The sequence below is a fragment of the Bacillus sp. FSL K6-1218 genome (assembly GCF_038006445.1).
Taxonomy (GTDB): Bacteria; Bacillota; Bacilli; order Bacillales; family Bacillaceae_G; genus Bacillus_A; species Bacillus_A thuringiensis_S.
This window is the reverse complement of the sequence record NZ_JBBOVE010000001.1, coordinates 1,773,456-1,800,238: the sequence shown is the minus strand read 5'-3', so window position 1 is coordinate 1,800,238 and position 26,783 is coordinate 1,773,456. Positions and strand designations below refer to the sequence as shown.

The following is a 26,783-nucleotide window of genomic DNA, read 5'->3' as shown; positions in this document are numbered from 1 at the left end:
ATAAAGCATTATACGTCGAAAAAACACAGTTTGAGTGTAAACTGTGTTTTTTTATATAGAGGCCTCATCCCATCACTATCAAGCTAAAATTTTGTGTTAACTTGTACAAAATGTACATTTTTTACTTTGGGGTAATTTTGAATCCTTAAGCTTATGGGCATGTGCTGGTACCCTCTAATACTGTACAAATTTTTTATAAATGGTTGTAAGGTTCTACGTTTTTGACCATTCTGTACAACGATAACTTTGGTTTATTGATTTCACCTGTAATCTGGTAGCCTATCCTCTGATACAATTTAATGGCAAGTTGGTTCTCTTTCTTTACCGTCAGAGAGCATTTGGCAAAGCCTTGCAGCGAAGCTTGTTCCTCAGCAAACTCAATTAGTCTGGTACCTATCCCTAGTCCTCGACTTTCGGGCAGTAAGGCAATTGTTCCGATGTGAAACTCGTCATCTTCTCCCTCCTTCAAGGTAAACATGGAATAAAGCATTTTGATATTCAGAATGTTATAAACAACAAAACCCAGCTTTCGGAACGAAAGCAGCTGTTTAAAAGTGGGCCAGGCAAGACGATTTAAAACGGGTATGGGATAGCAAGTAATCATCCCTAAAGTTTTCCCGTCCATTTGAGCTTCATAGGCGTATTGATGACTAAAACGGTTGTTCTCCTGCCGCCATAGCTTACAAAATGTCCAATCGACTGTGTTCTTTTCCTCAGATCCTGCAAGTGGAAACGCCATGTATTCCAATGCCATTACATTTAGCTGGGCGCCGACCATGGATTGATGAACAGCCTTTACAATAGAGATTTGATTCATTTCCTATTGCTCCTTTTCACTTTCTATATTATTAATATTAATTATCATGGATTTGAATCAGTTCACTTCCCTCTCAATTCATCCTTAGCTTTGAAACCATAATAAAATGTATTTAAAACAAGCTCTGCAGCAGATTTTTTAGCCACATTTCCTTCATGTACCTGTTCCCAGGTATGGAAAAGCAGAGCATAAAGCGTATTCAAAATCCATTCGCTGCTAACTGTTTGCTGAAAGTAACCTCTTTGTTGTAACAGTTCAATAACGCGTCGTAAGGGTTCCCTCAGCTTCTCTTCTGCTTCACCTAATTCTTTGTTGTTAAATACAGATGCATCATGACCTAGAAAATAGATTTTGTCACCTAAAGGGATTAACGCTTCAATGAGTTCCGGGATATAGTTTTCACTTCTTTCCTCATCCAGTGGAATCTGGTTTACAGTATCACTTACCAGTTGGATAGCCCGATGGCCCAAGAACAGCATCAATTTCTCCCTGCTTTCGACGTAGCGATGGAGTGTAGCAATTCCAATTCCCGCATATTCCGCAATTTCATTCATCGAAGCAGTAGGATTTTCAACAAGCAATATAGTAGCTGAATCAAGAATTGCATTAAATCTCGCTTCCTTCAACGCTGACAAGTCTTTCTTCATCGTCAATCTCTCCTTTTTTCTGTATAAAGTAGTCATTTTTTGATAGATAAATATATCATTTGATATTATAATAAACAATCTAAAATAAAGTGTCCAGCTGCTGAATGTAGCTTTTCAAAAAGAATTATATTACTGAAACTGATAGTACTTTGAATGTTTCATTTTTAGCATTTCATTATTTAGATAACGATGAAGAAATTAAATTCTTTAATGCAATAAATACAAAAGCCAAAGGAAATGGTACGTTTTACTTTCTGCATAAAGTTATCGGTTTACTTTAAAATTCACTTCCGGGTATTTGGTCATCAGCCTTTTAAGGGTGGAGCCGTCATCCTTCTGTTTTACATACTGATCAAAAAATGCCAGGCTGAATTCGTTGATAATACGATGAACTTCCTTTGGATTTTCACCTGGGCTCTGCAACACAGGGGAAAACAAATGTAAATCAGTGAAGCTTGTATGATCCGTATGAGGAATGACCATTGACATACCACCACCAGCTAACCCACGTCCGTATCGCTCCCTCACTTCATAGGGATCTGCTTCATCAGGCTCTTCTGCACTCATAAGCAGAAACGGTTTTCCGATTCCACTTTCTGGAAAAATCTCTCCATACAATGTACCATCCATATTGATAGCTGCTTTGACACGAGAATCTTTTGCAAGTATTTGTGCTGCGGTAGCTCCACCGTAAGAGTGACCAAACATTCCAATTCGCGATGTATCCAGTCTTCCTGTAAAGAAGCTGGTCTCATCGTTTTGGTTAAGTTTCTCTATCTGATTAAGGACAAAGCTGACATCTTCCTCCCATAATTTTATGTGGCTATCCCCTTCATCCGTTAAATTGATGGGCTGTACGTAAGCAGTTCGACCATCTGGAAAGACAGTAGCTGCAGCATCAAAGGTATGATCGATACTTAGAACAATATACCCTTGACTAGCCAACTCCTCAACTTGAAACGTGTTTTGATAACGAAAACCATTAAAACCATGAGAGAAAAGTAATATGGGATAGTGATTCTCTGAGTCTGAGAGTTGTAAATCCATAAACGAATGAGACTTTACCAATTCCATGTGGCTGAATGCAAATGCAGGAATAGACAATGTTTTTTCCAATCCCTTGGAGAGCTCATTTATGTTACGAATATAAGGTTCTCGATCCCCCTTACTTTTTTCAGCGGCAGGATACCAAATTTGCACCATCAATTCGCGTCGATCGGTTGGATTTTTCGAATATGGTTCATTTCTCTGATAATCAACCCAATGATATACCTTCGTACCGACCTTATGTGGACCAGTTGGTTCTTCAAATGAAAATACTGGCATAAGTAAAGGTAGCGCAACTGCTACAGACAAATAGATACATAGCAACGAAGCCTTAACTATGAATATACCCCAACTTCTAAAGCCCTTTTTCCGCACAGTTAATAAATAGCATAAAATTAAGATAACTGGGGATACATATGCCGGAATCATCTGCCATCTAAAACCTTCTGCCAATAGCTGAACTGTAACCATTACAACGGCAACCAAAGTAGCTAATTTAGACCACTTTTTCGTTTCTCTTCCTACTAACAGTATCCAACTTAATAGACTAAAATTCACAACTATCAAAACAACTTCCCAGAAATTCATTGGCATATCTCCTTTGAATGCATTTTACTTCTAATTAAAGAAGTAGTTTTCAGTTTGAGCAAAAGCAGATGAAACACCTATATAGTTGCACCGATTATGCTAATCGTTTCATCCACTCTACTCCTTTCTTCAAATTAAAAACTTAAAATGCCCAGCTACCTTTACGGAAAATTGGTTCTACAGTTCCATCTGATAGAATACCGTCGATGTCCATCTCACTGCTACCAATCATAAAGTCCTCATGTGTTACTGAAATATTTGCACCTAACGTTTCAAGCTGATCGTTTTCTAAATCTCTTCCACCCTCTAAGCAAGTTGGATAAGCTTTACCAATCGCTAAATGATTCGATGCATTTTCATCAAACAATGTATTAAAATATAAAATTCCCGATGCTGAAATTGGTGATTCATGTGGTACAAGTGCTACTTCACCTAAATAGCAAGAGCCTTCATCCACATTAATAAGCTCCTGTAATAAATCATGTCCTACCTGTGCTTCAGCTTTAACAATTTTTCCTTCTTCAAATGTCAGTTTAAAGCCGTCGATAATATTCCCTTGATAAACTAATGGTTTTGTATTGCTTACATAGCCATTTACACCTTGTTTCATCGGTAACGTATAAACCTCTTCGGTCGGCATATTAGCCATAAAGATAGTATCATCAGGAGTTTTACCACCTCCAGTAATCCATTTATGCTGTGTTGCTAATGCAATTGTTAAATCAGTACCTGGCGCTGTATAGTGAAGTTTCATATATTTTTTATTGTTCAGTAGGGCCGCACGAGATTCTAAATTTGTTACATGTTCACGCCATTTTTCAATAGCATTGCCTTCACCAATACGAACAGCTTTAAAAATAGCCTCCCATAATGCTGGTACTTGATCCTCAGCTGCTAAATCCGGGAACACCTTCGATGCCCACTTTGGTGAAGGAACTGCTACCATCGACCAAGCTACTGAATCCTTCATTACGGCGTTGCGATTGTTGCTCAGAGCAGCTCCTGCTACCTTTTGATAGGTAGCTAGACGCTCAGATGAAATACCTGTAAATTTATCAGGATCTGTAGCATCTATCATTAATAGTGCTCCTTTACGTTCGATCAGCTCATCATTCATTTTGACTATCCACTCTGGGAAGCGATTAAATTCTTCATCTGAGGCATAATCAAAGTAAGCACGTTCCATTTCTTCATCCGAAAAATTAACATGAACACGCCCTGCCCCAGCCTTATAAGCCTCTTTGACAACTATACGGGCGAAATCCAATGCATCTACTGATGTGTTGACTAATAAGTATTGCCCTGGTTGAATATTGACACCGATTTTCACCGTAAGTTCTGCATATGCTTGTAATTTTTCTTCAAAAGTCATATTATTTACCTCGCTTTTATCAAATTGGTTTTGAATTCCTCTCACTAACCTGCTTTCACACCATACTTTCTGAACAGGCTTTCTCAGAATTTCTCTTACCTATTTTTTACGTTTTTCATCAAGACATGATAACAACTAATGGCTTTTTTCTACTACTCATATATTTACTTTCTAAACTTTGATTCAATTAATATTAGTTTGTTTTTCAAAAAATCTAATCGAAGGTATCAAACATTACATAAAGTTATAGAGTTCTTTATTGTGAAAGCTCACTCATTTCTTCCCAATCTTTTCAATGCTGCTGCACCTAAAGGCTTACCATCAATGGGGCGTTTAACATTCTCAATCACTCCTTTATCTTTACAAAAGCATTTTTGATAGATAAATATATCATTTGACATAAGATTAAATCATTTTAAACGAATTATCAAGCCGTAAAATTTAATTTTTAAAAAATTCGGTAAAAAAACCTATATGAAAATGGATTCTATCAAAGGGAGCGATAACGAAAAGATTTTTACGCACACATGGATACGAAATTACTGCTCAAAAATACCCCCTTACATTTATCTGCAAGAGGGCTATCTTTTTATTCATTTTGCCAATAAACAAACATGTTTCCACTTTACCAATCTTTTTTCATGTTTATATTATCCTATCCTATCTAGATGAAGATATCTCCTAGAGGTAACACCACATGCCCATCAAGTTAAGAGTTTAATTGTTGCCACAAAACGGGAAAACTGAACCGGATTTTTATGAATAATTATGAAGAGATAGAATTTTCGTTTTGGGGATATTTCAAAAGTTTAGCTTGATAGGTATGTGAATCTCCTCTTTATAACAAATATTTTTTAGTAAATGTTAAAAATTTTGCGAGAATATAAATTTTCAACATTTTAATTTTTCTCAATTGTATAACTTTATTTTTTAATTATACTTAATTCGTAATCCCAAAATTAGGAAAGGAGCTTTAAGATAGGACATTTATCTTAAATGTTTACTTGGAGGAGTGATTTAAAAAATCAATGAAGGTAATGTGTTTCTAAATTAATCAGGAAGAGAACTTGAAATGTTACTATGCTTTTTTTTACTCATCTAAAAATATCATCAACATTTTTTAATAAGTGCGAATTTAAAAAATCCACTTTCGGCATTTATGAAAGAGCTGCTATTTCGTATGTAAGTAATTAATGAATTTGAACGAAAGGACTGATCTATATGAACAGCAGAAAAAATTGTAGATTACAAAAAACTATAAAGGTGTTTGCAACATCCGCTATTTTAGCAACCACGTTATTTACACCTATTATGTCAAACAATTTAGATGTACATGCTGAAACTGCACAAACTGCAACTCAATTTGAACAAAGAGAGTTTGACCTGCCAGGTACAGGAAGTTTTTGGGATGAAGCAAAAAGAGAAAAAAGAGGTGAGCAAAAAAATTATATGCCAACAGGCATCCATGTGAAACCTAATGAACAGGTTACAATTACAGTATCAGGAACGCAAAAGATTAGAGCCATTATTGGGACACATCAATATGATAAAGAATGGGGAAAAGAAATTGATCTTTCTCCGGGCTCTAATACTATCTCTTCACCAAACGGCGGCGTATTAGGGTTAGATAATTTTCAAAACACAGGAACAGTTAAGGTGCAAGTAACGCAAGGCGGTAGTCCTATTCCTTTCTTTGTATTAGGGAAACACACAAAAGCAGACTGGATTGCCATGATGAACAACTTTCCAAATGCACATGCAGTACAATTGAAATCAGAACGAGCCGTACTAACTGTAACTCGTGATAGTGCCAATAAATATATTGTAAATCAAGATCCTGTGCCCCTATTAAATAAATATGATGATATGATTCGAGCGCAAGACAAGTTAGCAGGGTTATCTGAAACGGATCCTAATCCTTTACATCGTTCAACTCGTCGTATTTGGGCCTTTGTAGAAAATCCTAACGCACAAAGTTGGGGTATGTATGCAAGTTGGGATGGAGCCGTCTTTACGACTGCTGGTGAAGCTATCAAAAGTACTTTAAATGTAAATGAGTTTGGATGGGGACAAATGCATGAAGCGGGACATGCACGACAACAATATCCATGGACGTGGAATGATTTAAGAGGTATGGGTGAAGTAACGAATAATCTATATTCATTAGCTGCATTCAAGAAAATATACCCAAATATACCAACACGTTTAGATACAGAGGGAGATTATAATAGAGCTTTTGCGTATTTAAAACAAACAAATAAAGAATATAAAAATATTGACGACCTGTTTGTAAAACTTGTTATGCTTTGGCAACTTCATTTGGCATATGGGGATGATTTTTATCCAAATCTCCACAAATTATATCGTGAGATACCTGAAGATCAACTTCCCAAAACAGACGAGGATAAAATACAGGCATTTATTTACAATACATCGAAAATAGCAAAACAAAATGTACTGCCATTCTTTGATAAATGGGGATTGAAAGCAACACAAGAAACGAGACAAAAAGTAGAAGCTTTAAACACCCCAACATTAATTGCACCTATATGGGAAGCGACGGATGCTAAACCTGTTAAACCACTTGCTGTATTGTCAAAAAAAATAATGAAGGCAAGTGCAAATAGTGAGGAATCAACGGGCTCAGCTGGTAAGGCGATAGATGGAAAAACAGATACATTTTGGCATAGTACTTGGACACCAAATCAATATCCTTACAATTTGACAATAGAACTTGGTGATACACGTACCATTTCACAATTGGCATATCTTCCAAGGCAAGATTGGTCAGAAAATGGCCGTATTTTAACTTACAATATTTATACGAGTGTAGATGGCATTACGTATGACAAAATATCATCAGGAACATGGGAAAATAATAGTGATAAGAAAACGGCAACATTTACCCCAGTTACTGCAAAGTATGTAAAAGTGGAAGTAACGAAAGGACAGAATGGATTTGCTTCAGCAGCTGAAGTAGATATTTTAGGGTATTAATTATTTTCACTTGTAAATGAGTATATGATCACAGGGTGGATTTTGAAATATTTTGAGGATCTGCCCTGTGATATTTTTTGCGTATTTCATGTTCTGTTTTCACTTTATAATTTCTGATAGGAAATTAAGTGAATAAGTTTCAGTTAATACCAATAAAATAAAAGTCTATAATGATTCTTCAAAAATTTCTTCCTCAAAAAATCTTTTTTGTTTCAACATTTTTCTGACTACTTAGTTTTTCAAACACTGCTTCTGCTTCTTGACCATAATCTCTAAATGTACCTCCAGCAACAGAATCAGTTTCTAAATATTTTACCTTTGAAATCAGATTAGGAGTTAAGGAACCCTTATTCTCATCTCCTACTAAAGACATATACATAAATATAAATAGAAATATAACTAATAATCCTAATGTTATTTTCCCTATTTATTGTCTCCTGTTCCAAAAAACAGTTTCTGTCTATCATACCAACAATAGGGAATGTTCTTTTAGAATTTATAAAAAATATAAAAATACATGACAAACTTATATATAATTGCAAGTTCAACCCTTACAAAAAACAGGATAAAAAATAAACAGCAGAACTAGCCCACTGTTTACTTTGCCACACCTTCATGCAATTTTTCTGTATAATCCTTTACATCTTTCCAGCTATCTTTCGCTGTATGTAAATCTTCTTTTATAAACGTAAACTCTTCCGGACTAATTCCTTTTACGTTTTGTAGTAAATTATTATATTTTGCACCTACTGTATACCATTGATTTGATATGTTTTGTAGTGCTGTAATTGCTGCATCAATTGTTTCCGTCATGTTTGTTGTTTTATTTTTTACATCAGTCAAAATTACGACTTCTGCTTGTGCTCCTGAAATTCTATCTTTTAAATTAGCTATCTCTCTTTCTGCATTTGCGATATCTTTTTTTGCAACCGCAATCATCGGCCCGCCAGCAAGACATGTTATTAGCGCTACGCAAAGTACGCCACCAGCAATGACCATATCATTACTCTTTTTAATCGAATCGTTATATGTATTTATTTGTTGCTCTAGAGCTGGAATACCAGCATTCGTACTTGCCAATATCGCTGTTAACTGATTTGTATCCTCTTTGAAACTATTTGTATCTTTCGCCATTCTATCGCGAAAAGCTTTCAAATTCCCTAGTAATACATCTACCTCATTTTGATTCTTTACAATATCCGCATACAACTTTTCTAAATCAGCTTTTAATTTTCCGCTATCCTTTTGATCAATCGCTATTAACATGTCATTATAATACGATTGAAACGTATTATTGTAATTAATAATATTTTGATCCGTTTTCATAATTTGAGGCTTCATATTATTTAACCAATATGCCGCATTAATTTTTGCATCTCTTTGATGCTGAATCATATTCCCTTTAAATTCACTGTTAATCGAACTTATTTTACTTAAATCCGTCTCTTGTTGATTTTGAATTAATTTTGCATATGAATCCATTGCAAATATACTTGATGTCGTTTGTGCCATTACATCTTGGAATCCAGCTGGTCCAAGAGAATAGTTTTTCACATTTTCTTGTAGCACCTTTACATTTTGTTCTGCTGCAAAAGGATGTAAAGGAAATGCATTACTAGTTGCCACCCCAGCAATCATTACCGCTAAAAGACATTTTTTATAAAATCTTTTCTGCATATTTTTCACCTATTCTCTTTATAAGGATATCAAAAGCTCCTGCTCACAACTGAACAGGAGCTTCAAATCATTCATCAACACTTAACGCTCTAACGATTCGTATTCGATTATGCTTTTTTCGTATCTACTACTTTAATATCTTCAGCATAAATCTTTTCTGCATAGTCTTTAATGTTTTTCCAGCTATCTTTCGCAATATTTAAATCTTCTTTAATGAAAACAAGGTCGTTTGGACTAATTGAATCCACATTTTGAAGTAGAGAATTGTATTTTGATCCCATTGTGTACCATTGATTTGAAATGTTTTGCAACGCTGTAATTGCAGTGTCAATCGTATTTGTTAAATACTCAGTTTGTGTTTTAATGTTCGTTAACCCAGCTACTTCTAATTGAGCAGTTGTAATTTGCCCAGTTATTTTTTGGATTTCAGCTTGTGCATTATCAAGTTCTTTCTTCGCTAATACGATACCAGCTGTACCACCACCTACAGCTGCTGCACCACCTGCAATTAATGCAACTCCTAGCGGCGTTCCTGCGCCCGTAGCAATAACTACTGCACCACCAATAATTGCAATTGGCCCTAGAGCTGTCGCAACAGATGAACCGATAATAATTGCATTATATTTACTAATTGCCTCATTGTACGTTGTAATTTGATTTTGTAATAGCGGAATTCCTGCATCTTGACTAGCTAATATAGATGTAATTTGATTTGCATCACCCTTGAAGTTTTGCGTATCCGACGTCATTTTATTTCGGAATTTCTTCAAGTCTTCTACTAACTGATCCACTTGTGCTTTATTTTCATTAATACTACTTGATAATCTAGTTAAGCCTTTCGTAAGAGTCGCTTTATCTTTTGCATCTACCGCAGCAACTAAAGTATCATAATAGTTTTGGAATTTCGTATTGTAGTTAATGATATTTTGATTCGTTGAAATAAGCTGTGGCTTTAATACATCTAACCATTGCTTCGCATTTCCTCTAGCTGTATCTTGGTGCTGAATCACTTTTCCTTTTAAAGCTGCATCGACAGTCGATACATTTCCAAAGTTAACATTACCTTGTTTAATAATTGTTAAAGCATACAGATCCATTACTAAAGCATTTGAACCTGTTCTTTCCATTGCATCTTTCAGGCCTTCTGGTCCTAATGAATATTCTTCATAGTCATTATAAGCTTTTGCTACCGCATGAACTGGCGCTTGTTTCACTGTACTTTCAGCTGCATACGTATGAACCGGCATAATATTTCCTGCTGCAAATACTGCCATAAGTGCTGATAAAGCCATTACTTTATAAGGTTTTTTTGTCATTTTTCTTCTCTCCCTATATCGCTAATTATTTTTCTGTTTAATGTACTTCAACGTTTGTAACGTAATCTTCAAATTGATTTGTTTGCTTATTCATTTCATCACTTACTTTTTTAATTTGATTGAAATGTTTTTGAAGTAAACTACTGTCTGTATACGTGCCTTCTTCAACATTTGTTTGAATTTGGATCATATTATTATTTAGAACTTTCCAATCCGTTAATAATGTTTCTAAAGTTGTAATTTGACGATCAATTAATTCTGTAAAGCTATTTACTTGATCTTCAACGAATGTAATTTGAGTCGCCTCTGCTTCAGTTTGTGATAACTTTTGAATAAGTGGCAATAACTCTTTTTGTTTTTGTTGAATGCGAAGAGCTGCTTCCCTCGTTTGACTATCTGCAGCATTTACAATTTCATTACTTAAAGTACCGATAGAAACAAAATCGATTGTTTTCGTTTGTGCAGTTTGATTTGTGATTGTAAATACTTGTTTACCGATATTAATAGAACCTTTAATGATTTCTTGAGGTCTATTCAAAATAGTAGTTAATTCAGCTTGAATTTCCCCTTGAATTCTTTTAATATCTTCTCTCAATTTCACAATATCTCCACTTGATCCTTGCAGTGTTTTTATTGCTTCATCGGCTTTAATTGATAAGTTGTTACTATCTTTGTCTAATACTGTTTTAAATCGATTTAACTCTAATAAATCTTGCTCCATACTCTCTTGGATGCTTTGTACTTGCAATTGTAATTTTCCATATGCACTCATAAAATCTGCTTTTGCTTGCTGATCTTCATTTACATTTCCTGCTAGTTCATAGAGCTTACTATAATAGCTATTGAATCTAGTGCTGTATCTCATCATCTCTTGATTTAAGTCAATTAGCTTCGGATTATATTCATCAATCCACTCTCGTACATTCGCCTTTGCAAACTTTTGATGATTCGTTAAGCTACTCATCGCATTTACCTTAATGTCTGGCTGTTGCAAAATAATTAATCCGTATGCTTGAATAAGCGGTGATTGTGATCCTAACATTCTAATTGAATTGGATAATGTATTTGGAGCAATTACATTTTGCGCATATACTGTTTTCACTTCCGTTTGCCCCTCCTCAGCGTAAGCGCTTACAGGAATGAAGCAACTCGTAGATACTGCTGTAACCAATAACCCTGTAATTAAAGTCTTTTTCACTTTAACTCCTCCTATGTATTAGCAACTATTACTATCGCATTTTATTATTCTATTTTCTTGCCCATAATTTGAGATGGTTAAAATAGAGAACGTTCTCAACGTGATCTATGTATGAACCACCTCTCTCGTATTGCTACAGTACTTACTTATCATCACAAAACATTTTATTATTTTTCATATGTGTTTAGTATTAATAATATTGTATAAATTTTCTATTTCATCGAAATTCCCACATTCACACAGTGAATATATTACATAAAAATATTATTCATTTTAAACTAAACAACATACGTAAATATGAAATTTCATTTTGTTTTCATATAAGTTTTGTACTGTAAGGTCATTTAAACACAGCTGTTTATATATCGTAAAGAAGTATTTTCATTCCCTTTATTTTCAAGCTTTCATGTCCTTATTTCAAAATATAATCCGATTCACTTTATCGATTGAAATATCTACATATCACAACAGAAAACACTACTTTCAAATAACCAATTAAGTTATATTAGTATAATTTTTAACCCCGTATGCAATTATGCATAGCATATACACAAAAAGGATAGCTTCATTTTCACAAAGCTATCCTTAAAAATCTTCTTATTTTTTCAAATGATATGGAACTGTCGTAATAACAACATTTCTTTTATAAAGTAAATACGCACGTATAAGTAAACTGGATTGATTATGAAGAATGTTATGCCAACCTTTTTTCGGAATGAACTGTGGTATAACGACCGTAACGCGGTAATTCGATTCACTTGCCTTATATTGCACTGTATCGATGAACTTCGTTAGCGGCTGAATAATACTTCTATAATGAGAATGTAATGTAACAAGCCTTACTTCAGGTTGCCACTTCTTCCATTTCTCTTCAAATTTCTTTTCCTCTTCTCTGTCAAAAGCAACATATACAGCGATAACTTGATCTGCAGAAAGAGACTTCGCATAGTTCAATGAATTTTCTACTACATGTGTCATACCTGCTACAGGAACGACAATTACATTCCCCTCAATTGGAATAAGAGGTTCACAAGTTTTTAAACTTAATTGATCACCCACTGCATCATAATGCTTCTTAATTCGATGAAATAAGAAGATAATAGCAGGTAAGAAAATTAGGATTGACCAAACTTGTGCAAATTTAGTTAAAAAGAACATGCTCATTACGATAAAACTAATAACTGCACCAATTAAATTGACCGTTAATCTTAAAGCCCATCCTTCAGGCTTTTCGCGAAGCCATTTCAATACCATACCTGTTTGAGAAAGTGTAAATGGAATAAATACACCTACCGCATATAGTGGAATTAAATGTTCTGTTTGTCCTTGGAAAGCTACAATTAAAATAATCGAAGCAACTCCAAGTATAATAATACCGTTTGAGTAACCTAAACGGTCTCCTCTAATCGTAAACATTCTCGGTATGAATTTATCTTTTGCAAGGTTAACCGCTAATAAAGGAAATGCAGAATAGCCTGTATTAGCAGCGAGAATTAATATTAAAGCTGTTGTACCTTGTATGAAATAGTACATGAAATTACGTCCAAATGTTTGTTCAGCAATTTGAGAAACAACTGTTACTTCTTTACTCGGAGTCACTCCGTAATAATAAGCTAAAAATACAATTCCTGAAAATAACACAGCAAGTAATGCACCCATTGCAAGCAATGTTTTTGCAGCATTGTTTGGCGCAGGATCTTTAAAGTTCGGAATTGCATTTGAAATTGCTTCAACACCTGTTAAAGCAGAACTACCTGATGCAAATGCTCTTAGTAATAAAAATAAACTAATTCCTGCAACTGGTGTTCCAATCGGCGCATGTAAAGTAGGTGAAACATGGCCAGTTAAAATATTATATATGCCCACACCAATTAATATAAATAGTGCTAAAACGAATAAATAAACAGGATATGCTAGCACGGAAGCTGATTCCGTTACTCCTCTTAAATTTAATATCGTAATTAATATAACAAATATAACCGCAATAATTACGTTATGTGCATGTAAGCTAGGAAACGCAGAAGTAATTGCATCTGTACCCGCGGACACACTTACCGCAACAGTTAAAATATAGTCAACTAATAAAGATCCTCCAGCAATTAAGCCTGGATTCATCCCTAAATTTTCTTTTGATACAACATACGCTCCCCCGCCATGCGGATAAGCAAAAATAATTTGACGATAAGATAAAATAAGGGCTGTCAATAATACTAATACCCCAACAGCGATCGGAATGGAATACCAATAGGCGATCGCTCCAACACCTGCTAAAGCAATTAAAATTTGCTCTGGACCGTAAGCAACTGATGACAATGCGTCAGAAGATAAAATAGCTAAAGCTTTCGTTTTATTAAGCTTTTGTTCTCCAAGCTCCGTTGATTTTAACGGTCTTCCAATTAAAAATCTTTTAATAGATGAAACCAATGCTGTCCACTCTCCAATAATTTTGTACGAACTTTTCTGCTTGTTACAGCCAGTAAACTATTTCTTCAGAAAACAAAAAATGTCTACAAGCCATAGCGAAATAGACTTGTAGACATTATTTTTTTTGTCGCACAAGCTCCACCTTCCTTCTCAATATAACGCTTACGAGGTTAGCTGTCGGATTCGGGCCTATGAGTAGCCCTACCTTTTTCAAGGATTCACCCCATCGGATTATGTACTAATCCGTAAAAACGGGTCCCCCGTACCGTGCGGTCTCAGCGATTTAGAAAATTGAAACTGTGGATTATAATACTCCTTTATTTTCAAAAAGTAAACAAAAATTTTTAATAAGAAAAAAATTAAAATGATTGCGCATAATCCGCTGAGAAATATACATAATGAATACTAAAAAATCCGCAAAGGAGACCCATATGTCTAAAGAAAAGAAGCCTATTTTTTCCGATTCATATTTAGATGCAGTAGCAAATGAAATTAATCAGTTATATGGTAAACGTGAACAGGAAATAAATTTGACAGATAGAACGAAAAGAAATAAATAATTTGTCATACAAAAAAATAAAAAAGATAGCAATACACTTATATATTGCTATCTTTTTTATTTTTTCATACATCTAATTCTATTACAGATCTGTTAAAGGTCATCTCTTCATACACCTTTAAATTTTGATATATAATGCTTAATAATGGTACCGCTATAGAAAATTGCTCTGCTACATCCAGTAAATATCCTTGCAAGTGCTTCCCTTCAATAAACGAACCCTTTTCCATATCACGCTGCATCGATGACTTCATATCATACGAAATTTTATCAATCGTTTTCATGTGTTCCTGGGCAATATTAGTCTTTACTGGAGCTCCTAATACTCTCATGATTTGTACAGATTCCTCAAACACGTTACGGATAAAATCACGGCCGCCTTCACTTTCACGGATTGGTCCAATTGGCGCACGCATTAACGTTGTCACACCTGACATTACAGTAATAAATAAATATTTATGCCACATATCTTGCGTAATATTTTCACTTAAAACAAAACTAGATTTCGTACCTGCAAATGCTTTAGAAATATGCTTTACTCTCTCTGAATTTTGAGACTTAATTTCTCCAAACACAAGCCTGTTGGCAGCGCTAGTTTGTACAATTTCTCCTTGATCGTTTAACGTCGTCTCGATAAAGCATAAACCGCCAATTACTTTTTCTTCGCCGAATTCTTTTTGTAGTAGTGATAAATGAGCGATACCATTTAACAATGGAATGATTACAGTATTTCCGCCAACAAACGGCTTCAAATCTTGAATAGCCTCGTTTAAGTGATACGCTTTTGTTGAAAATAAAATGACATCAAATGGAGAAGTTCTATCTTCTTTCGTTATTAATTTCGGTTGGAAGGAAAAATCCCCGTTAACACTTCGAATTACAAGTCCTCTTTCCTCTAATTGTTTTTTCCGTTTACTACGAACAAGAAACGTAACATCTTCTCCCTTTTCGACTAATCTGCCACCAAAAAATCCTCCGACTCCACCAGCGCCTAATACTAAAATCCGCATACAGCATCCCCCTTTTCAAAATACAATTTTATAACTTTTAGTATACATAACATTATACATGTCCTCCGCTAAATAAGCTGAATTTTCACTCTCAATTGAGTATAAAACAGTGGTTATTTTCAAATAAATTTGGGCATGTTGTTTCTATAGCATATATGGAAAGGAAACAATGTAGATGGAGGCAATACAAACAATTGAGGAAAAAGGTGTAGCAACAACTATATTCCAATTTATATTCCCGTTTTCATTTAAAACTGGATATGAACAAAATATGTTCCCTTTCTTACAAAAAAACGATTTTCGTCCTTTTCGGCTCGATCATCTCGATGATGAAAATACATATTATGGGGAGTTTAAAGTTTCACATCAAAATATGGAAGCATACTATCTTTCATTTACAAATAAAATTCTCTTTCCTCACTCAGAGCATCAAAAGGGCTTGCAACGTTATTCAAAGGACCTTAACTTAACTGGACATTTAACAACAAACCTTATTTCAATTCCATTCAAGATACACTCTATTGATGTAACACTTTGTCCTTATGAACTTGGCTTCTTAACAATTCGAACAGAAGTAAACACTGCTCCAAACATGACTTTATCTGAAGCAATCGAATTCGCTGCTCGCTTCCGTGTACTTGAAACTAAAACTGATACAAATGAGTCTATTTGTATTGAATGTAACGGAAAAAAGTATTCCCAAGTTGAAAAATTCATTTTTGGTTATTTATTTCATGGCGTAACTGATTTCTTTGAAAAGAAGAGATTAAGAAGTTCATACTTTCAAACCTTCCCTTTCTTTGAAGACCAGAGAATGTACGTCCAAACTTTATTGTCACTAAAAGAAGGTATGGAACTTAATGAAGTGGATGTTTATCGTACTTCCAGTCTTTCCGGATTAACAAGTGATGGTAAGCCATATGTGAGTGCAAGTAACCTTCCTTACATTCATAACTATTTAAAAAAACACGCTTACCAGAGATGGGCTCCAAATCGTTATTTTATTATGGAAGAACATATTTTTACATGTGTAACAAATGAAGGAGAACGCGAAATCGATAAACTTGCTAGTCAAATGTACGGAGAATTTTATTACGCTTTATTATTAAACCTATTCCATAAAATTGTTTTATTAAAAATGGCAAACGCCTATGCTGAGCTAAATATTGAACAAGATACTAATGAAATAGAGAAATTAATTTATTCGATTAATTCGTTCACTGCTAATTATTTTTCTTTAGAATTAGTATCTCAATCACAAAGTGAAGATATTTTCTTCCGCTTAAGAAAACTTTTTAATATTGAGGTTTTATACTCGAACGCGAAACAAAATCTTGATAGTTTGTTTAAATATCAAGAAAATGTCGCCTCAAAAAAAGATAGTCTCTTATTATTAATTTTAACGCTCTACTCTGTAGTAGGCCAAATGTTAGGGTTTACTATGATCGATCTTCTAAGAAACACCGATTCAAACAAAATATCGTCACCTCTTGAATTTTTCGCTCTATTAATTGCGATTAGCGGCATTGTCATTTCACTTATTTTAGGGGCTCAAGGGTTATTCCAATGGGCTGTGCAGCACAAAAGAAGAAAAGCATGGGTAAAACAAACTGTACTGTCTGCTGTAAAAGAAAAAGAGGATAAAAATTAAAGAAGGTTATTTCCAAATATGTGGTATGCTGCAGTAAATGAAATTTTTATCAGCGATTTTTCAAATATATCGACTTACCGACAAATGACAGAACCGTATAACAAAAAAGGTACTCCAAAATAAAGCTTGGAGTACCCTTTTTTATTATACGAATTCAGCTTACTTCCCTGCTTCGATTTTCTCTAATGCAGCAGCTACTTGCTCTTCCGTTAATTCATGTTGTATTACGTAGCGGTTACGTGGACTTACACGACATTCATGAGAACATGCACGTAAATATTTCGCTTCGTTTTCTTCAGAACATAAAATTTTCTTATTACATTCTGGATTTGAACAGTTTACATAGCGCTCACATGGTTCACCTGTAAAGTGGTCTTTACCAACGATAACATGTTCTTTTTGGTTTACTGGAACAGCGATACGCTCATCAAACACGTAACATTGTCCATCCCAAAGCTCACCTTGTACTTCTGGATCTTTTCCGTACGTTACAATTCCGCCGTGAAGCTGACTTACATCCTCATAACCTTCACGAACTAACCAACCTGAGAATTTCTCACAACGAATTCCACCTGTACAGTAAGTTAAAATCTTTTTACCTTCAAGGGTTTCTTTGTTTTCTCTAATCCAATCTGGTAATTCACGAAATGATTCAATATCAGGTTTAATCGCACCTTTGAAGTGTCCTAAATCAAATTCATAATCATTTCGTGCATCAATGATAACTGTATCTTCTTGTTTCATTGCTTCATAAAAATCTTTTGGCTCTAAATACTTGCCAGTTATTTCGTGTGGGTTAATGTCATCTTCTAGACGAAGTGTAACTAATTCTGGACGAGGACGTACGTGCATTTTCTTGAATGCATGGCCTTCTTCTTCATCTATTTTAAATACGATACCATCAAAACGTGGATCATTGTTCATTGCTTCCATGTATTTCTCTGTTTGCTCTACAGTTCCAGAACAAGTTCCGTTAATACCTTCTTTTGCTACAAGAATTCTTCCTTTTAATTCAAGTGAATTACAAAATTCTAAATGCTCTGCAGCAAATTCTTCTGGATTTTCAATTGTTGTGTACATGTAATATAGTAATACTCTGTATGGTTTTGTAGTTGCCAATGTATTTCTACCACCTATCTAATTTTTAAAATCATGTATAAGTTAACGTTCATATCAAAACATATATAATAAGAAAATGAATCCCATTTTCTTTTCTTTATACTATTTTCTATCAGTTAACAAAATAAAAAACAAGATTACACACACCAAAACACTATGGTTATGTTGTAATCCCAATATATTATATATCATACAAATGCAATTCCATCAATTAATATGCTGTATTATCGGCTTTATGTTCACATAAATTTCAAAAACAGCCCTTTAATTCATTATGTTTCCCCACGTCATCACACCATAAACTCCCAATTTTTTTTACGTTATTACACCATCCATTGCATAAAGGCATATAATTTGCGTTAAGGAAACTTTCGTGTTCAAATAAAATTATCACATAACATATTTAAATGTATTGAAATAATGAGTAAGAATAAATACAATAATTTCATCAAGTTAACATTTTAAAGGGGAAAACTACTATGAATAAAGATATAACAAAAGATGAACATCTCCCTTCTGAAAGTACAACTGTACAATCAGCTCACTTAGCTTTAAGTGGAGAAACAAAAGGCTGGAAAAGACTGTTACCATTTTTAGGGCCCGCTTTTATCGCGTCCGTTGCTTATATTGATCCTGGCAACTTTGCTACAAATATCGCAGCTGGTTCACAATATGGATATTTACTATTATGGGTTATATTCGCTTCTAACTTAATGGCTGTATTAATCCAAACTTTATCGGCTAAATTAGGAATTGCTACAGGAAACAATTTACCCGAAATAGCTCGTGAAAACTTTCCAAAGCCTGTGTCTATCGGCTTATGGATACAAGGTGAATTAGTTATTATGGCTACAGATTTAGCGGAATTTATTGGAGCTGCATTGGGGCTTTACTTACTATTTGGAATCCCGATGCTACCTGCCGCTTTAATTACAGCAGCCGGATCATTTATTATCCTTGAATTTCAACGTAGAGGATTTCGCCCACTAGAAGCTATTATTACAGGGATGATTTTTATTGTAGTAATAGCATTTGGAATCCAAGTTTTTTATGCAAAACCAGAATTAAGTCCCCTTCTTTCAGGACTATTTATTCCGAAATTCCAAGGTGTAGACAGTATATTACTTGCAGCAGGGATATTAGGTGCGACAGTAATGCCGCATGCAATATACTTGCATTCTGCATTAACACAACGCCGCGTGGTTGGAACAACTGACGAACAAAAGAAAAAGATTTTTCGTTTCGAATTTATCGATATTATTATTGCAATGGTTATCGCTGGAGCAATTAATGCAAGTATGTTAATTGTAGCAGCTGCACTATTCTTTAAAAATGGCTTACATGTTGAAGACCTTGATGTTGCTTTTAACCAGTTCAGTACTTTAGTCGGTCCTGTATCAGCTGCTTTATTTGGAATTGGGCTCTTATCAGCAGGACTATCTAGCTCTTCTGTCGGTACAATGTCAGGTGACATTATTATGCAAGGTTTCATTCGAATGCATATTCCGTTATACTTACGCCGCTTTATTACAATGATTCCACCATTAGTTATTATCGCTTTAGGTGTAAATCCAACTTACGCTCTAGTCATGAGCCAAGTCGTCTTATCATTTGGTATTGCTTTTGCATTAGTGCCACTTATTATGTTTACAAGCAATAAAAAAATTATGGGTGCGCTCGTTAATCACCGCATAACAACCTTTATCGCTTGGATCATTGCTGCACTTGTTATCATTTTAAATATTTTCTTACTGTATCAAACGTTTGTAGGGTAATAGAAAAAGGTATTCCAATAAAACTGGAATACCTTTTTTCATTACCACTTATGTATGTACCTCTTTCTGGCATTATCACACCTTTCTCAGTTCGAAAGTAAAGTGGTAATCCTTCCGCAAGAAATATGCTCACATTTGATGGATCCTGCCTTTGATGATGAATATGTAAATGCGGCTCACTTGAACTTCCGGAGTTACCGACTTGGGCTAGAACCTCTCCTTCATTTACATGTTGGCCTTCCCTCACTTTAATTGATCCTTTCTTTAAATGGGCCAGAACCATAAATGTCCCTGATTCATCTAGTCGTAAATAAATATGATTCCCCGCCATTGACTGAAAATCATCCTCTCCTGGAACTACATCTTTTTCATCATTATTGATAGATACAACTGTTCCAGAAGCTGGTGCCATTACTTTCGCTCCATATATTCCATAATCCCCTAAATTACTACTTTTCGCTTCAGCAGGCGGAATAAGAATATCATATGCCCACCTTTCATTCGGTTTTATAACGTGATAGTTCGTTTCTAACCGATCACCGCCCCAACCTATCAATGCTCGTTCATTCAAAGGAACACGAACTACTGCTTTAGGACTCATCGATTGTATATCTGCTGGATAAGCAATTCTACCTATATTAGCAAACCAACCGACAGGCCAAGCTCCAATGATAGAAAACAGAATAATTAAAAGTAGCGTTCTATCTATCCGCTTTCTAAAAATGCCGTTCAAAAAAAACATTATTACTGATCCTATTAAGAGAAAAACTGAAATTACACTAAAAGCCTGTATACACCACCAAACAAAGACTGATGTAACACCATTAGCTACATAAATTAAACTCCAACTTATAATTAAAAAAGGAACTATAATTACTAATAAAAATTTCTTCCACATGTCGTATCCCTACTCTCATATCCTTTTTCTCAATGATACAAAGTAAAAATTACGACATATGAAAGAAATACTTACGACTTTCTTACTTTTTTATACTGCGGTAATTTTACAGTAAAAACTGTTTCTTTATCGTTACTACGTACAGTTATATCCCCTTGATGGAGCTGTGCTATACTTTTCGAAATTGCAAGTCCTATTCCTTTCCCACCCGTATGAGAGCTACGTGATTTTTCACCACGATAAAACTTTTCAAAAACGTAAGGAAGGTCCTCATTCGGAATGCATTGTCCAAAATTTTTAATTTCTATTTCAACATTCATGTCTCTTTTAGAAACTTGAATCAAAATCTGTTTTCCGTCTTTCCCGTACATAATACTATTACTAATTACATTTTCGAATAGCCTCACCATAAGCGCTACATCCATTTCCACATGTAACTCCTTATCACCGTTAATACAAAAGCTCATATCGGCATCATCTAGTAGTGGTACAAAATCAATCATGATTTGTTCAATGAACGCTTTCATATTTACTACACTTTTATGTAATTCGATTTCTCTATAATTTATTTGACAGTATTCTAATAAATCATCTACTTGATTTTTTAATTCATAACTTTTTCGCTTTAATATACTTACATACTCTTCACATTCTTCTCCATTTGAATGAAGTTTATTTCCTAACAGGTCCGCATAACCTATTAAAGATGTTACTGGCGTTCGTAAGTCATGAGAAATATTACTAATCATTTCATTTTTCATTTCCTGTGATTTTTTTTCATTCTCAATAGACTCTTTTAAACTTTTCGCCATTCTATTAACATTTGCCGCTAGTTCACCAATCTCATCGCTTTTCGAAATAGGTATATGTATTTCAAAATTACCATCACTTATTTTCTTCACGTTCTTATTAATTTGAGATAATCTTTTCATCATCGTTTTTGTCATGAATGCAAAGTATGTTGTAGTAAAAATCAAAAAAACTATAAAATATAAAAATGAATATTTTTCCTCTAACGCAGTAACATGACTATATATATTTCCAATTACAATTTGAAACGCTATTATACTTACAGTTGCTAACAAAATGCTACATATGAATGCAATAAAAAACTTAGCTCTAATGCCTTGTAATGATTTAATCTTCAATTTTATATCCGACTCCCCAAACATTTTGAATAAACTTCGGCTCTTTTGGATTCTCTTCAATTTTATTTCTTAATCTTGCAATATGAACCATTACTGTATTATTACTTTCATAGGCTCTTTCTTTCCAAACGCTCTCATATATTTCTTCAATAGTGAACACACGATTCTTTGCAGCGGCCATTAAGTACAAAATATCATATTCAGTTTTCGTAAGATTCATTGTTTCTCCATATAACATTACTGTTCTCGACACTTCATCTATTTCTAAACCTCTAATATTTATTTTCTTTTCCATTACTTGAACAGCATTTTGGTTGAAATATGTATACCTTCTTAATTGAGCTTTCACTCTTGCGATAAATTCAATTGTACTGAACGGCTTCACAATATAATCATCTGCCCCAGTACTAAATCCAATTACCTTATCTACATCCGATGATTTCGCGCTTAAAAACATAATTGGTAAACTATGTTTCTCTCTAACCCTTCTACAAAGTTCTATACCATCCATTTGAGGCATCATAATATCCAAAATAGCAAGTTGAATACTGTTATTATTTATTATTTCTAAAGCCTCTTCTCCGTTATGAGCACTAAAAACTTTAAAACCTTCTTGCATTAGATTCACTTTTATAAATTGAACAATATCTTGATCATCATCTACAATTAAAATTGAATTTTTCTCCATATACAAACCTCTTTTTGAAATATATTCCACAATCAATTTTATCATAAATTAAAACCATACTCCCCTCTTGAATAATCTTTATTTTCAGACTAGATTATATAATAACAACACATTCTAGTTTCAAAAGAAATGGAGTGAAAGCATGTTTCCTATATTGAAAACAGACCGACTCATTTTAAGAGAACTTACCGAAGAAGATGCACCGCGTATACTACAATGCTTTTCTAATACTAATGTACTGCGCTATTATGGCCAAAAACCGTTACAAGATGTTGATCAAGTGAAACAAATCATTCATAACTTTAAGCTCAGTTACAATGCAAGAAACGGTATAAAATGGGGAATCGAATTAAAAGACAAGAAAGAACTCATCGGTACCATTGGTTTTCACGATTGGTCTTCTGAGCATAAACGAGCCAATATAAGTTATGCCTTTTTACCTGAACACTGGGGAAAAGGATATGCGACTGAAGCTGTTTCTGAGGTTATATCATACGGTTTCCATACGATTCATTTAAAGCGGATCGGGGCAATTGTATTTCTTGAAAATGAAGCTTCCAATAAAGTACTATTAAAATTAGGCTTTGAAAAAGAAGGCGTTCTAAAAAATTATATGTATCAAGATGATATCCCATATGATACGAATTTTTACGCTTTATTAAAATCGGTTTAATAGAATTCATTTGTAAAAAACCTTACTTTTAAAAAGTAAGGTTTTTTGTATTTACTCATTAGCAATATAAGCATTCTTATAAGTATAAACACCACCAAATTGATGTTTTTCAATCCCTTTTACATAATCCTTTTGTACATACGCTGAGCCAATATGATAAAGCGGCGCCACCGCAGCATCTTCTAATAATACCTGCTCGGCTTCTCGCAACGCTTCCCATCGGTTTTCCGTATCTAGTACAAAATCCGTTTTCGCTTTCTTTATTAATTCATCGTAACGAACATTAGAATAATTCATTTTATTATTCGGATTCCCTGTCGTAAATAACTCTAAATAACTAATTGGGTCTTTATAGTCAGGTCCCCAATTTGCCATAGTTATATCGTAATCACCTGTTTGTTCTAACTGTAATTTTTGCTTAAATGGCTGTTGTTTAATTTGTATCGTTAATCCATGCAAATTCTTTTCTAAATCACCTTTTATATATTCTGCCATACGTTTTGCATTATCTTGTTCAAACGTTAAAAACTCGAGGTTTACTTGCTCTACTTCAAGCTCTTTTTTCGCTTCTTCCCAAATTTTTTGCGCATTTTGCAAATCATATGAAGAAAGATCTCCGTTTTCTTTTCTAAAATCTTTACCGGTCACTTCATTTACATGACCAACTGGTACAAGCCCGCTTACAGGTTTTGCTCCGTTATTAATAAAGTGAGCAACGAAATCATCTTTATTTAACGCTAATGAAATAGATTGACGCACCTTTTTATTTGCTAACGCGGTATTTTTTTCATTAAAACGAAGCATAGCAATTCCAGGATCACTCGACATATGTAATTCCTTATTCCCTTTATACTTATCTACAACTTGCGAATTAATAGGTACTCGATCCAAATCTCCGGCTTCATATAAATTTACAGCTGTCATTGTATCCTTTACGATATGAAAGTTTATTTCGTCTAATTTCACTTTCTTTTGATCCCAATATGTAGCATTTTTCTTTAATTGAAACTCTTGTTCATGCTTCCATTTTTCTAATACAAATGGACCGTTATATATGAGATTACTAGGTTCCAATGCATAATTGTTTCCTTGTTCTTTCAAAAATGCTTCATGCTGTGGTAAGTATATAGGTAGTGCTAACAACTGTAAAAAATACGGAACCGGCTGTTCGAGTTCAACTTCTAACGTATAATTATTTATTGCTTTAACCCCAAGTGCATCAAGAGGCATTGTTCCCTTATTGATCTCTTTCGCATTTTTCACATAAAAGAGCATGGACGCATATTGAGATGCTGTTTCAGGGTTAATTGCACGTTTCCACGCAAATATAAAATCATTTGCTGTTACATTATCCCCATTTGACCATTTTGCATCTTTACGCAAGTCAAATGTATATTTCTTACCATCTTCACTTCTTTCAAACGATTTTGCTATGGCTGGAGTAGACTGATCTTGATCATTTAATACATATAACCCCTCAAATATATTCTGCATAACGTGCGCTGATGTACCATCCATCGTTTTCGCAGTGTCCAGAGAAGGAATTTCTTCTGATACTGTTACATTTAACACTTGTTTTTTAGCCTCTGTGTCACTTTTATTCGTTTTATTATTACAAGCTGCTAAAAATAAAGATGTAACAAGTGCCATTACCATTAAATGGCTCTTTTTTCGCTTCATGAGTTGTTCTCCTTAAATATAAAATATTATAAAGCGTAATATATTATAGCAGAAATACTAACAGAAAGATGCGACATTCTTTTGAATATTTATTCGTTCAAGAAAAAAGCTATCCTTTTAAAAGGATAGCTTTTTCAACTGCCACATAATTATCTATCTTTGCAAACCTCGTTTATAACGACTCGCTTCAAATATAATACGCTCTTCATCTAACGTTTTACATTCTCCATTCCAAACGACACGTTTTCCGTTAATGATTACATCGCTTATATCTTTTCCACTAGCAGCATATACAAGGTGCGATAACACTTCATCTGCTGGTTGTAAATGCGGCTTATTAGATGGATCAATTGTGATAAAATCGGCACACTTCCCAACCTCAAGTGACCCTGTTTGTTTCATCCCGATTACTTCAGCAGCTCCTTTAGTCGCAAGTGTAAGAGCAGTTTCAACCGGTAAAGCTGTTGCATCTTGGTGAATACCTTTTTGTAGTAAAGTCGCTATACGCATTTCTTCAAACATATCTAAATTGTTGTTTGATGCCACACTATCTGTTGCAATTCCTACTTTCATTCCTGCTTCTAGCATCGCTTTTACATTCGCTATACCAGATCCTAGTTTTAAATTACTATTCGGATTATGTGCTACTCGAACATCATGTTCTGCTAAAAATGCACGTTCATTTTCATTTAATACTACACCGTGTGCAATAACTGTTGGGCGTTTAAACAACCCGCAACTTGCTGCATATTCTACTGGACGTTTTCCGTACTGTGCTTCAATATCACGTACTTCACGCTCTGTTTCCGAAAGATGAATATGAACCATCGTTTGATTTTCTACTGCAATACGTGCGCATTCTTCTAATAATTCTGTGGAACATGTATATGGACTATGCGGTGCAACCATCGTAGTTAACATGCCACTTTCGTTATAGTAACGCTTTACATATTTTTCAGCTTCTTCAATGGCTTTCTTTTCATCATCTTTCGTTCCGAAGCTAAATAAAGTTCTTGAAACAGCAGCTCGCATCCCACTTCTTGATACCGTTTCCATAATTGCATCTTGATCTACTCCAATTGGATTAAACATGTCAGAGAATGATGTTGTACCACTTTTTACCATTTCAAGTAATCCTAATTCCGTACTAGCGACCGCAAGCTCTGGAGTAAACTGACTTTCAAGTGGCCAAATTCTCGTCTCAAGCCATGGTTGTAATAACATATCATCTCCAATACCTCTTAAGAGACTCATTACAACGTGTGTATGTGTATTTACAAGCCCTGGTAAAACCCACTTTCCTTTCATGTCAATTACTTCATCTACTTCAAAATCATTAGCGAATTCTCCGCTCTTCACATCTATAATTTGATCATTTTCTACAATGATATATCCATTTTCTATCACTTCATTTTGTTCATTCATCGTTACTATTGTAGCGTTTACATAAGTTGTTTTCAAAAGTATTTCCCCTTTCAACTCTATGAAGTTCCCTTTAA

At 34.3% G+C, this 26,783-nt stretch carries 21 protein-coding genes and 1 riboswitch; of the genes, 5 read left to right on the top strand and 16 right to left on the bottom strand.

Translation table 11 applies throughout. From position 1 onward, the window contains the following. Positions 1-193: 193 nt before the first annotated feature. From MHI26_RS09385 to MHI26_RS09370, 4 genes are all read right to left on the bottom strand, one after another. Positions 194-817 (bottom strand): GNAT family N-acetyltransferase, encoded by a 624-nt coding sequence (locus MHI26_RS09385; protein WP_001071935.1) that lies wholly within the window; start codon positions 815-817, stop codon positions 194-196. 62 nt (positions 818-879) lie between these two features. Next, entirely contained in the window at positions 880-1,464 is a 585-nt protein-coding gene (locus tag MHI26_RS09380; RefSeq protein ID WP_000710981.1) for a TetR/AcrR family transcriptional regulator, read from the bottom strand. Between the two features lie 264 nt (positions 1,465-1,728). Further along, a complete protein-coding gene (locus tag MHI26_RS09375) occupies positions 1,729-3,099 on the bottom strand; it encodes an alpha/beta hydrolase family protein (RefSeq protein WP_061667510.1) in 1,371 nt (456 codons plus the stop codon). Positions 3,100-3,241: 142 nt separating this feature from the next. Beyond that, the gene (locus MHI26_RS09370; RefSeq protein WP_061667511.1) at positions 3,242-4,471 is read right to left on the bottom strand and encodes an aminopeptidase; all 1,230 of its coding nucleotides are present in this window, start codon (positions 4,469-4,471) and stop codon (positions 3,242-3,244) included. A 1,221-nt stretch (positions 4,472-5,692) separates the two neighbouring features. Between MHI26_RS09370 and MHI26_RS09365 the strand changes: the two genes are divergently transcribed. Then, positions 5,693-7,468: a M60 family metallopeptidase gene (locus MHI26_RS09365; RefSeq protein ID WP_001088493.1), complete on the top strand. Its 1,776-nt coding sequence runs from the start codon at positions 5,693-5,695 to the stop codon at positions 7,466-7,468. A 193-nt stretch (positions 7,469-7,661) separates the two neighbouring features. On the opposite strand, the gene MHI26_RS09360 is transcribed toward MHI26_RS09365, so the two are convergent. The 5 genes from MHI26_RS09360 to MHI26_RS09340 all read right to left on the bottom strand — a co-directional run bounded on the left by MHI26_RS09360 (position 7,662) and on the right by MHI26_RS09340 (position 14,083). Next, a complete protein-coding gene (locus tag MHI26_RS09360; protein WP_000060532.1) occupies positions 7,662-7,841 on the bottom strand; it encodes a hypothetical protein in 180 nt (59 codons plus the stop codon). A gap of 224 nt (positions 7,842-8,065) precedes the next feature. Beyond that, positions 8,066-9,145 (bottom strand): non-hemolytic enterotoxin NHE subunit C, encoded by a 1,080-nt coding sequence (gene nheC, locus MHI26_RS09355; protein WP_001171984.1) that lies wholly within the window; start codon positions 9,143-9,145, stop codon positions 8,066-8,068. A gap of 107 nt (positions 9,146-9,252) precedes the next feature. After that, positions 9,253-10,461, bottom strand: coding sequence for a non-hemolytic enterotoxin NHE subunit B (gene nheB / locus MHI26_RS09350; RefSeq protein ID WP_061666771.1), 1,209 nt, complete (start codon positions 10,459-10,461; stop codon positions 9,253-9,255). A gap of 37 nt (positions 10,462-10,498) precedes the next feature. Further along, positions 10,499-11,659, bottom strand: coding sequence for a non-hemolytic enterotoxin NHE subunit A (gene nheA / locus MHI26_RS09345; protein WP_061666772.1), 1,161 nt, complete (start codon positions 11,657-11,659; stop codon positions 10,499-10,501). A 597-nt stretch (positions 11,660-12,256) separates the two neighbouring features. Beyond that, a complete protein-coding gene (locus MHI26_RS09340) occupies positions 12,257-14,083 on the bottom strand; it encodes an APC family permease (RefSeq protein WP_000254885.1) in 1,827 nt (608 codons plus the stop codon). A gap of 144 nt (positions 14,084-14,227) precedes the next feature. Then, positions 14,228-14,374: riboswitch (cyclic di-AMP (ydaO/yuaA leader) on the bottom strand. A gap of 140 nt (positions 14,375-14,514) precedes the next feature. Between MHI26_RS09340 and MHI26_RS09335 the strand changes: the two genes are divergently transcribed. Continuing rightward, positions 14,515-14,643 carry a hypothetical protein gene (locus tag MHI26_RS09335; RefSeq protein WP_000031873.1) on the top strand — a complete coding sequence of 43 codons (129 nt, stop codon included), beginning with the start codon at positions 14,515-14,517 and terminating at the stop codon, positions 14,641-14,643. Positions 14,644-14,707: 64 nt separating this feature from the next. Here MHI26_RS09335 and panE read toward each other — a convergent pair whose 3' ends face one another. Then, a complete protein-coding gene (gene panE / locus MHI26_RS09330; protein ID WP_001221891.1) occupies positions 14,708-15,652 on the bottom strand; it encodes a 2-dehydropantoate 2-reductase in 945 nt (314 codons plus the stop codon). Between the two features lie 175 nt (positions 15,653-15,827). Here panE and MHI26_RS09325 point away from each other — a divergent pair, with 175 nt between their 5' ends. After that, positions 15,828-17,303: a hypothetical protein gene (locus tag MHI26_RS09325; RefSeq protein ID WP_061666773.1), complete on the top strand. Its 1,476-nt coding sequence runs from the start codon at positions 15,828-15,830 to the stop codon at positions 17,301-17,303. Between the two features lie 159 nt (positions 17,304-17,462). On the opposite strand, the gene trhO is transcribed toward MHI26_RS09325, so the two are convergent. Beyond that, on the bottom strand, positions 17,463-18,422 hold the full coding sequence (trhO, locus tag MHI26_RS09320; protein WP_061666774.1) for an oxygen-dependent tRNA uridine(34) hydroxylase TrhO: 960 nt from the start codon (positions 18,420-18,422) through the stop codon (positions 17,463-17,465). 479 nt (positions 18,423-18,901) lie between these two features. Between trhO and MHI26_RS09315 the strand changes: the two genes are divergently transcribed. Next, positions 18,902-20,197: an Nramp family divalent metal transporter gene (locus MHI26_RS09315; RefSeq protein WP_061666775.1), complete on the top strand. Its 1,296-nt coding sequence runs from the start codon at positions 18,902-18,904 to the stop codon at positions 20,195-20,197. Here the strand turns inward: MHI26_RS09315 and MHI26_RS09310 are convergent. The 3 genes from MHI26_RS09310 to MHI26_RS09300 form a co-directional block, all read right to left on the bottom strand. Then, on the bottom strand, positions 20,154-21,095 hold the full coding sequence (locus tag MHI26_RS09310) for a M23 family metallopeptidase (protein ID WP_061666776.1): 942 nt from the start codon (positions 21,093-21,095) through the stop codon (positions 20,154-20,156). The genes MHI26_RS09315 and MHI26_RS09310 overlap by 44 nt on opposite strands. 71 nt (positions 21,096-21,166) lie before the next feature. Then, on the bottom strand, positions 21,167-22,243 hold the full coding sequence (locus MHI26_RS09305; RefSeq protein WP_061666777.1) for a HAMP domain-containing sensor histidine kinase: 1,077 nt from the start codon (positions 22,241-22,243) through the stop codon (positions 21,167-21,169). Further along, positions 22,233-22,931 (bottom strand): response regulator transcription factor, encoded by a 699-nt coding sequence (locus MHI26_RS09300; RefSeq protein ID WP_000414529.1) that lies wholly within the window; start codon positions 22,929-22,931, stop codon positions 22,233-22,235. The genes MHI26_RS09305 and MHI26_RS09300 overlap by 11 nt, the downstream gene beginning before the upstream one ends. A 142-nt stretch (positions 22,932-23,073) precedes the next feature. Between MHI26_RS09300 and MHI26_RS09295 the strand changes: the two genes are divergently transcribed. Next, on the top strand, positions 23,074-23,604 hold the full coding sequence (locus MHI26_RS09295; protein WP_000483974.1) for a GNAT family N-acetyltransferase: 531 nt from the start codon (positions 23,074-23,076) through the stop codon (positions 23,602-23,604). A 51-nt stretch (positions 23,605-23,655) separates the two neighbouring features. Here MHI26_RS09295 and MHI26_RS09290 read toward each other — a convergent pair whose 3' ends face one another. Then, positions 23,656-25,284 carry a peptide ABC transporter substrate-binding protein gene (locus MHI26_RS09290; RefSeq protein WP_061666778.1) on the bottom strand — a complete coding sequence of 543 codons (1,629 nt, stop codon included), beginning with the start codon at positions 25,282-25,284 and terminating at the stop codon, positions 23,656-23,658. Positions 25,285-25,437: 153 nt separating this feature from the next. After that, on the bottom strand, positions 25,438-26,763 hold the full coding sequence (locus tag MHI26_RS09285; protein ID WP_113938121.1) for a bifunctional S-methyl-5'-thioadenosine deaminase/S-adenosylhomocysteine deaminase: 1,326 nt from the start codon (positions 26,761-26,763) through the stop codon (positions 25,438-25,440). Positions 26,764-26,783: the final 20 nt, after the last annotated feature.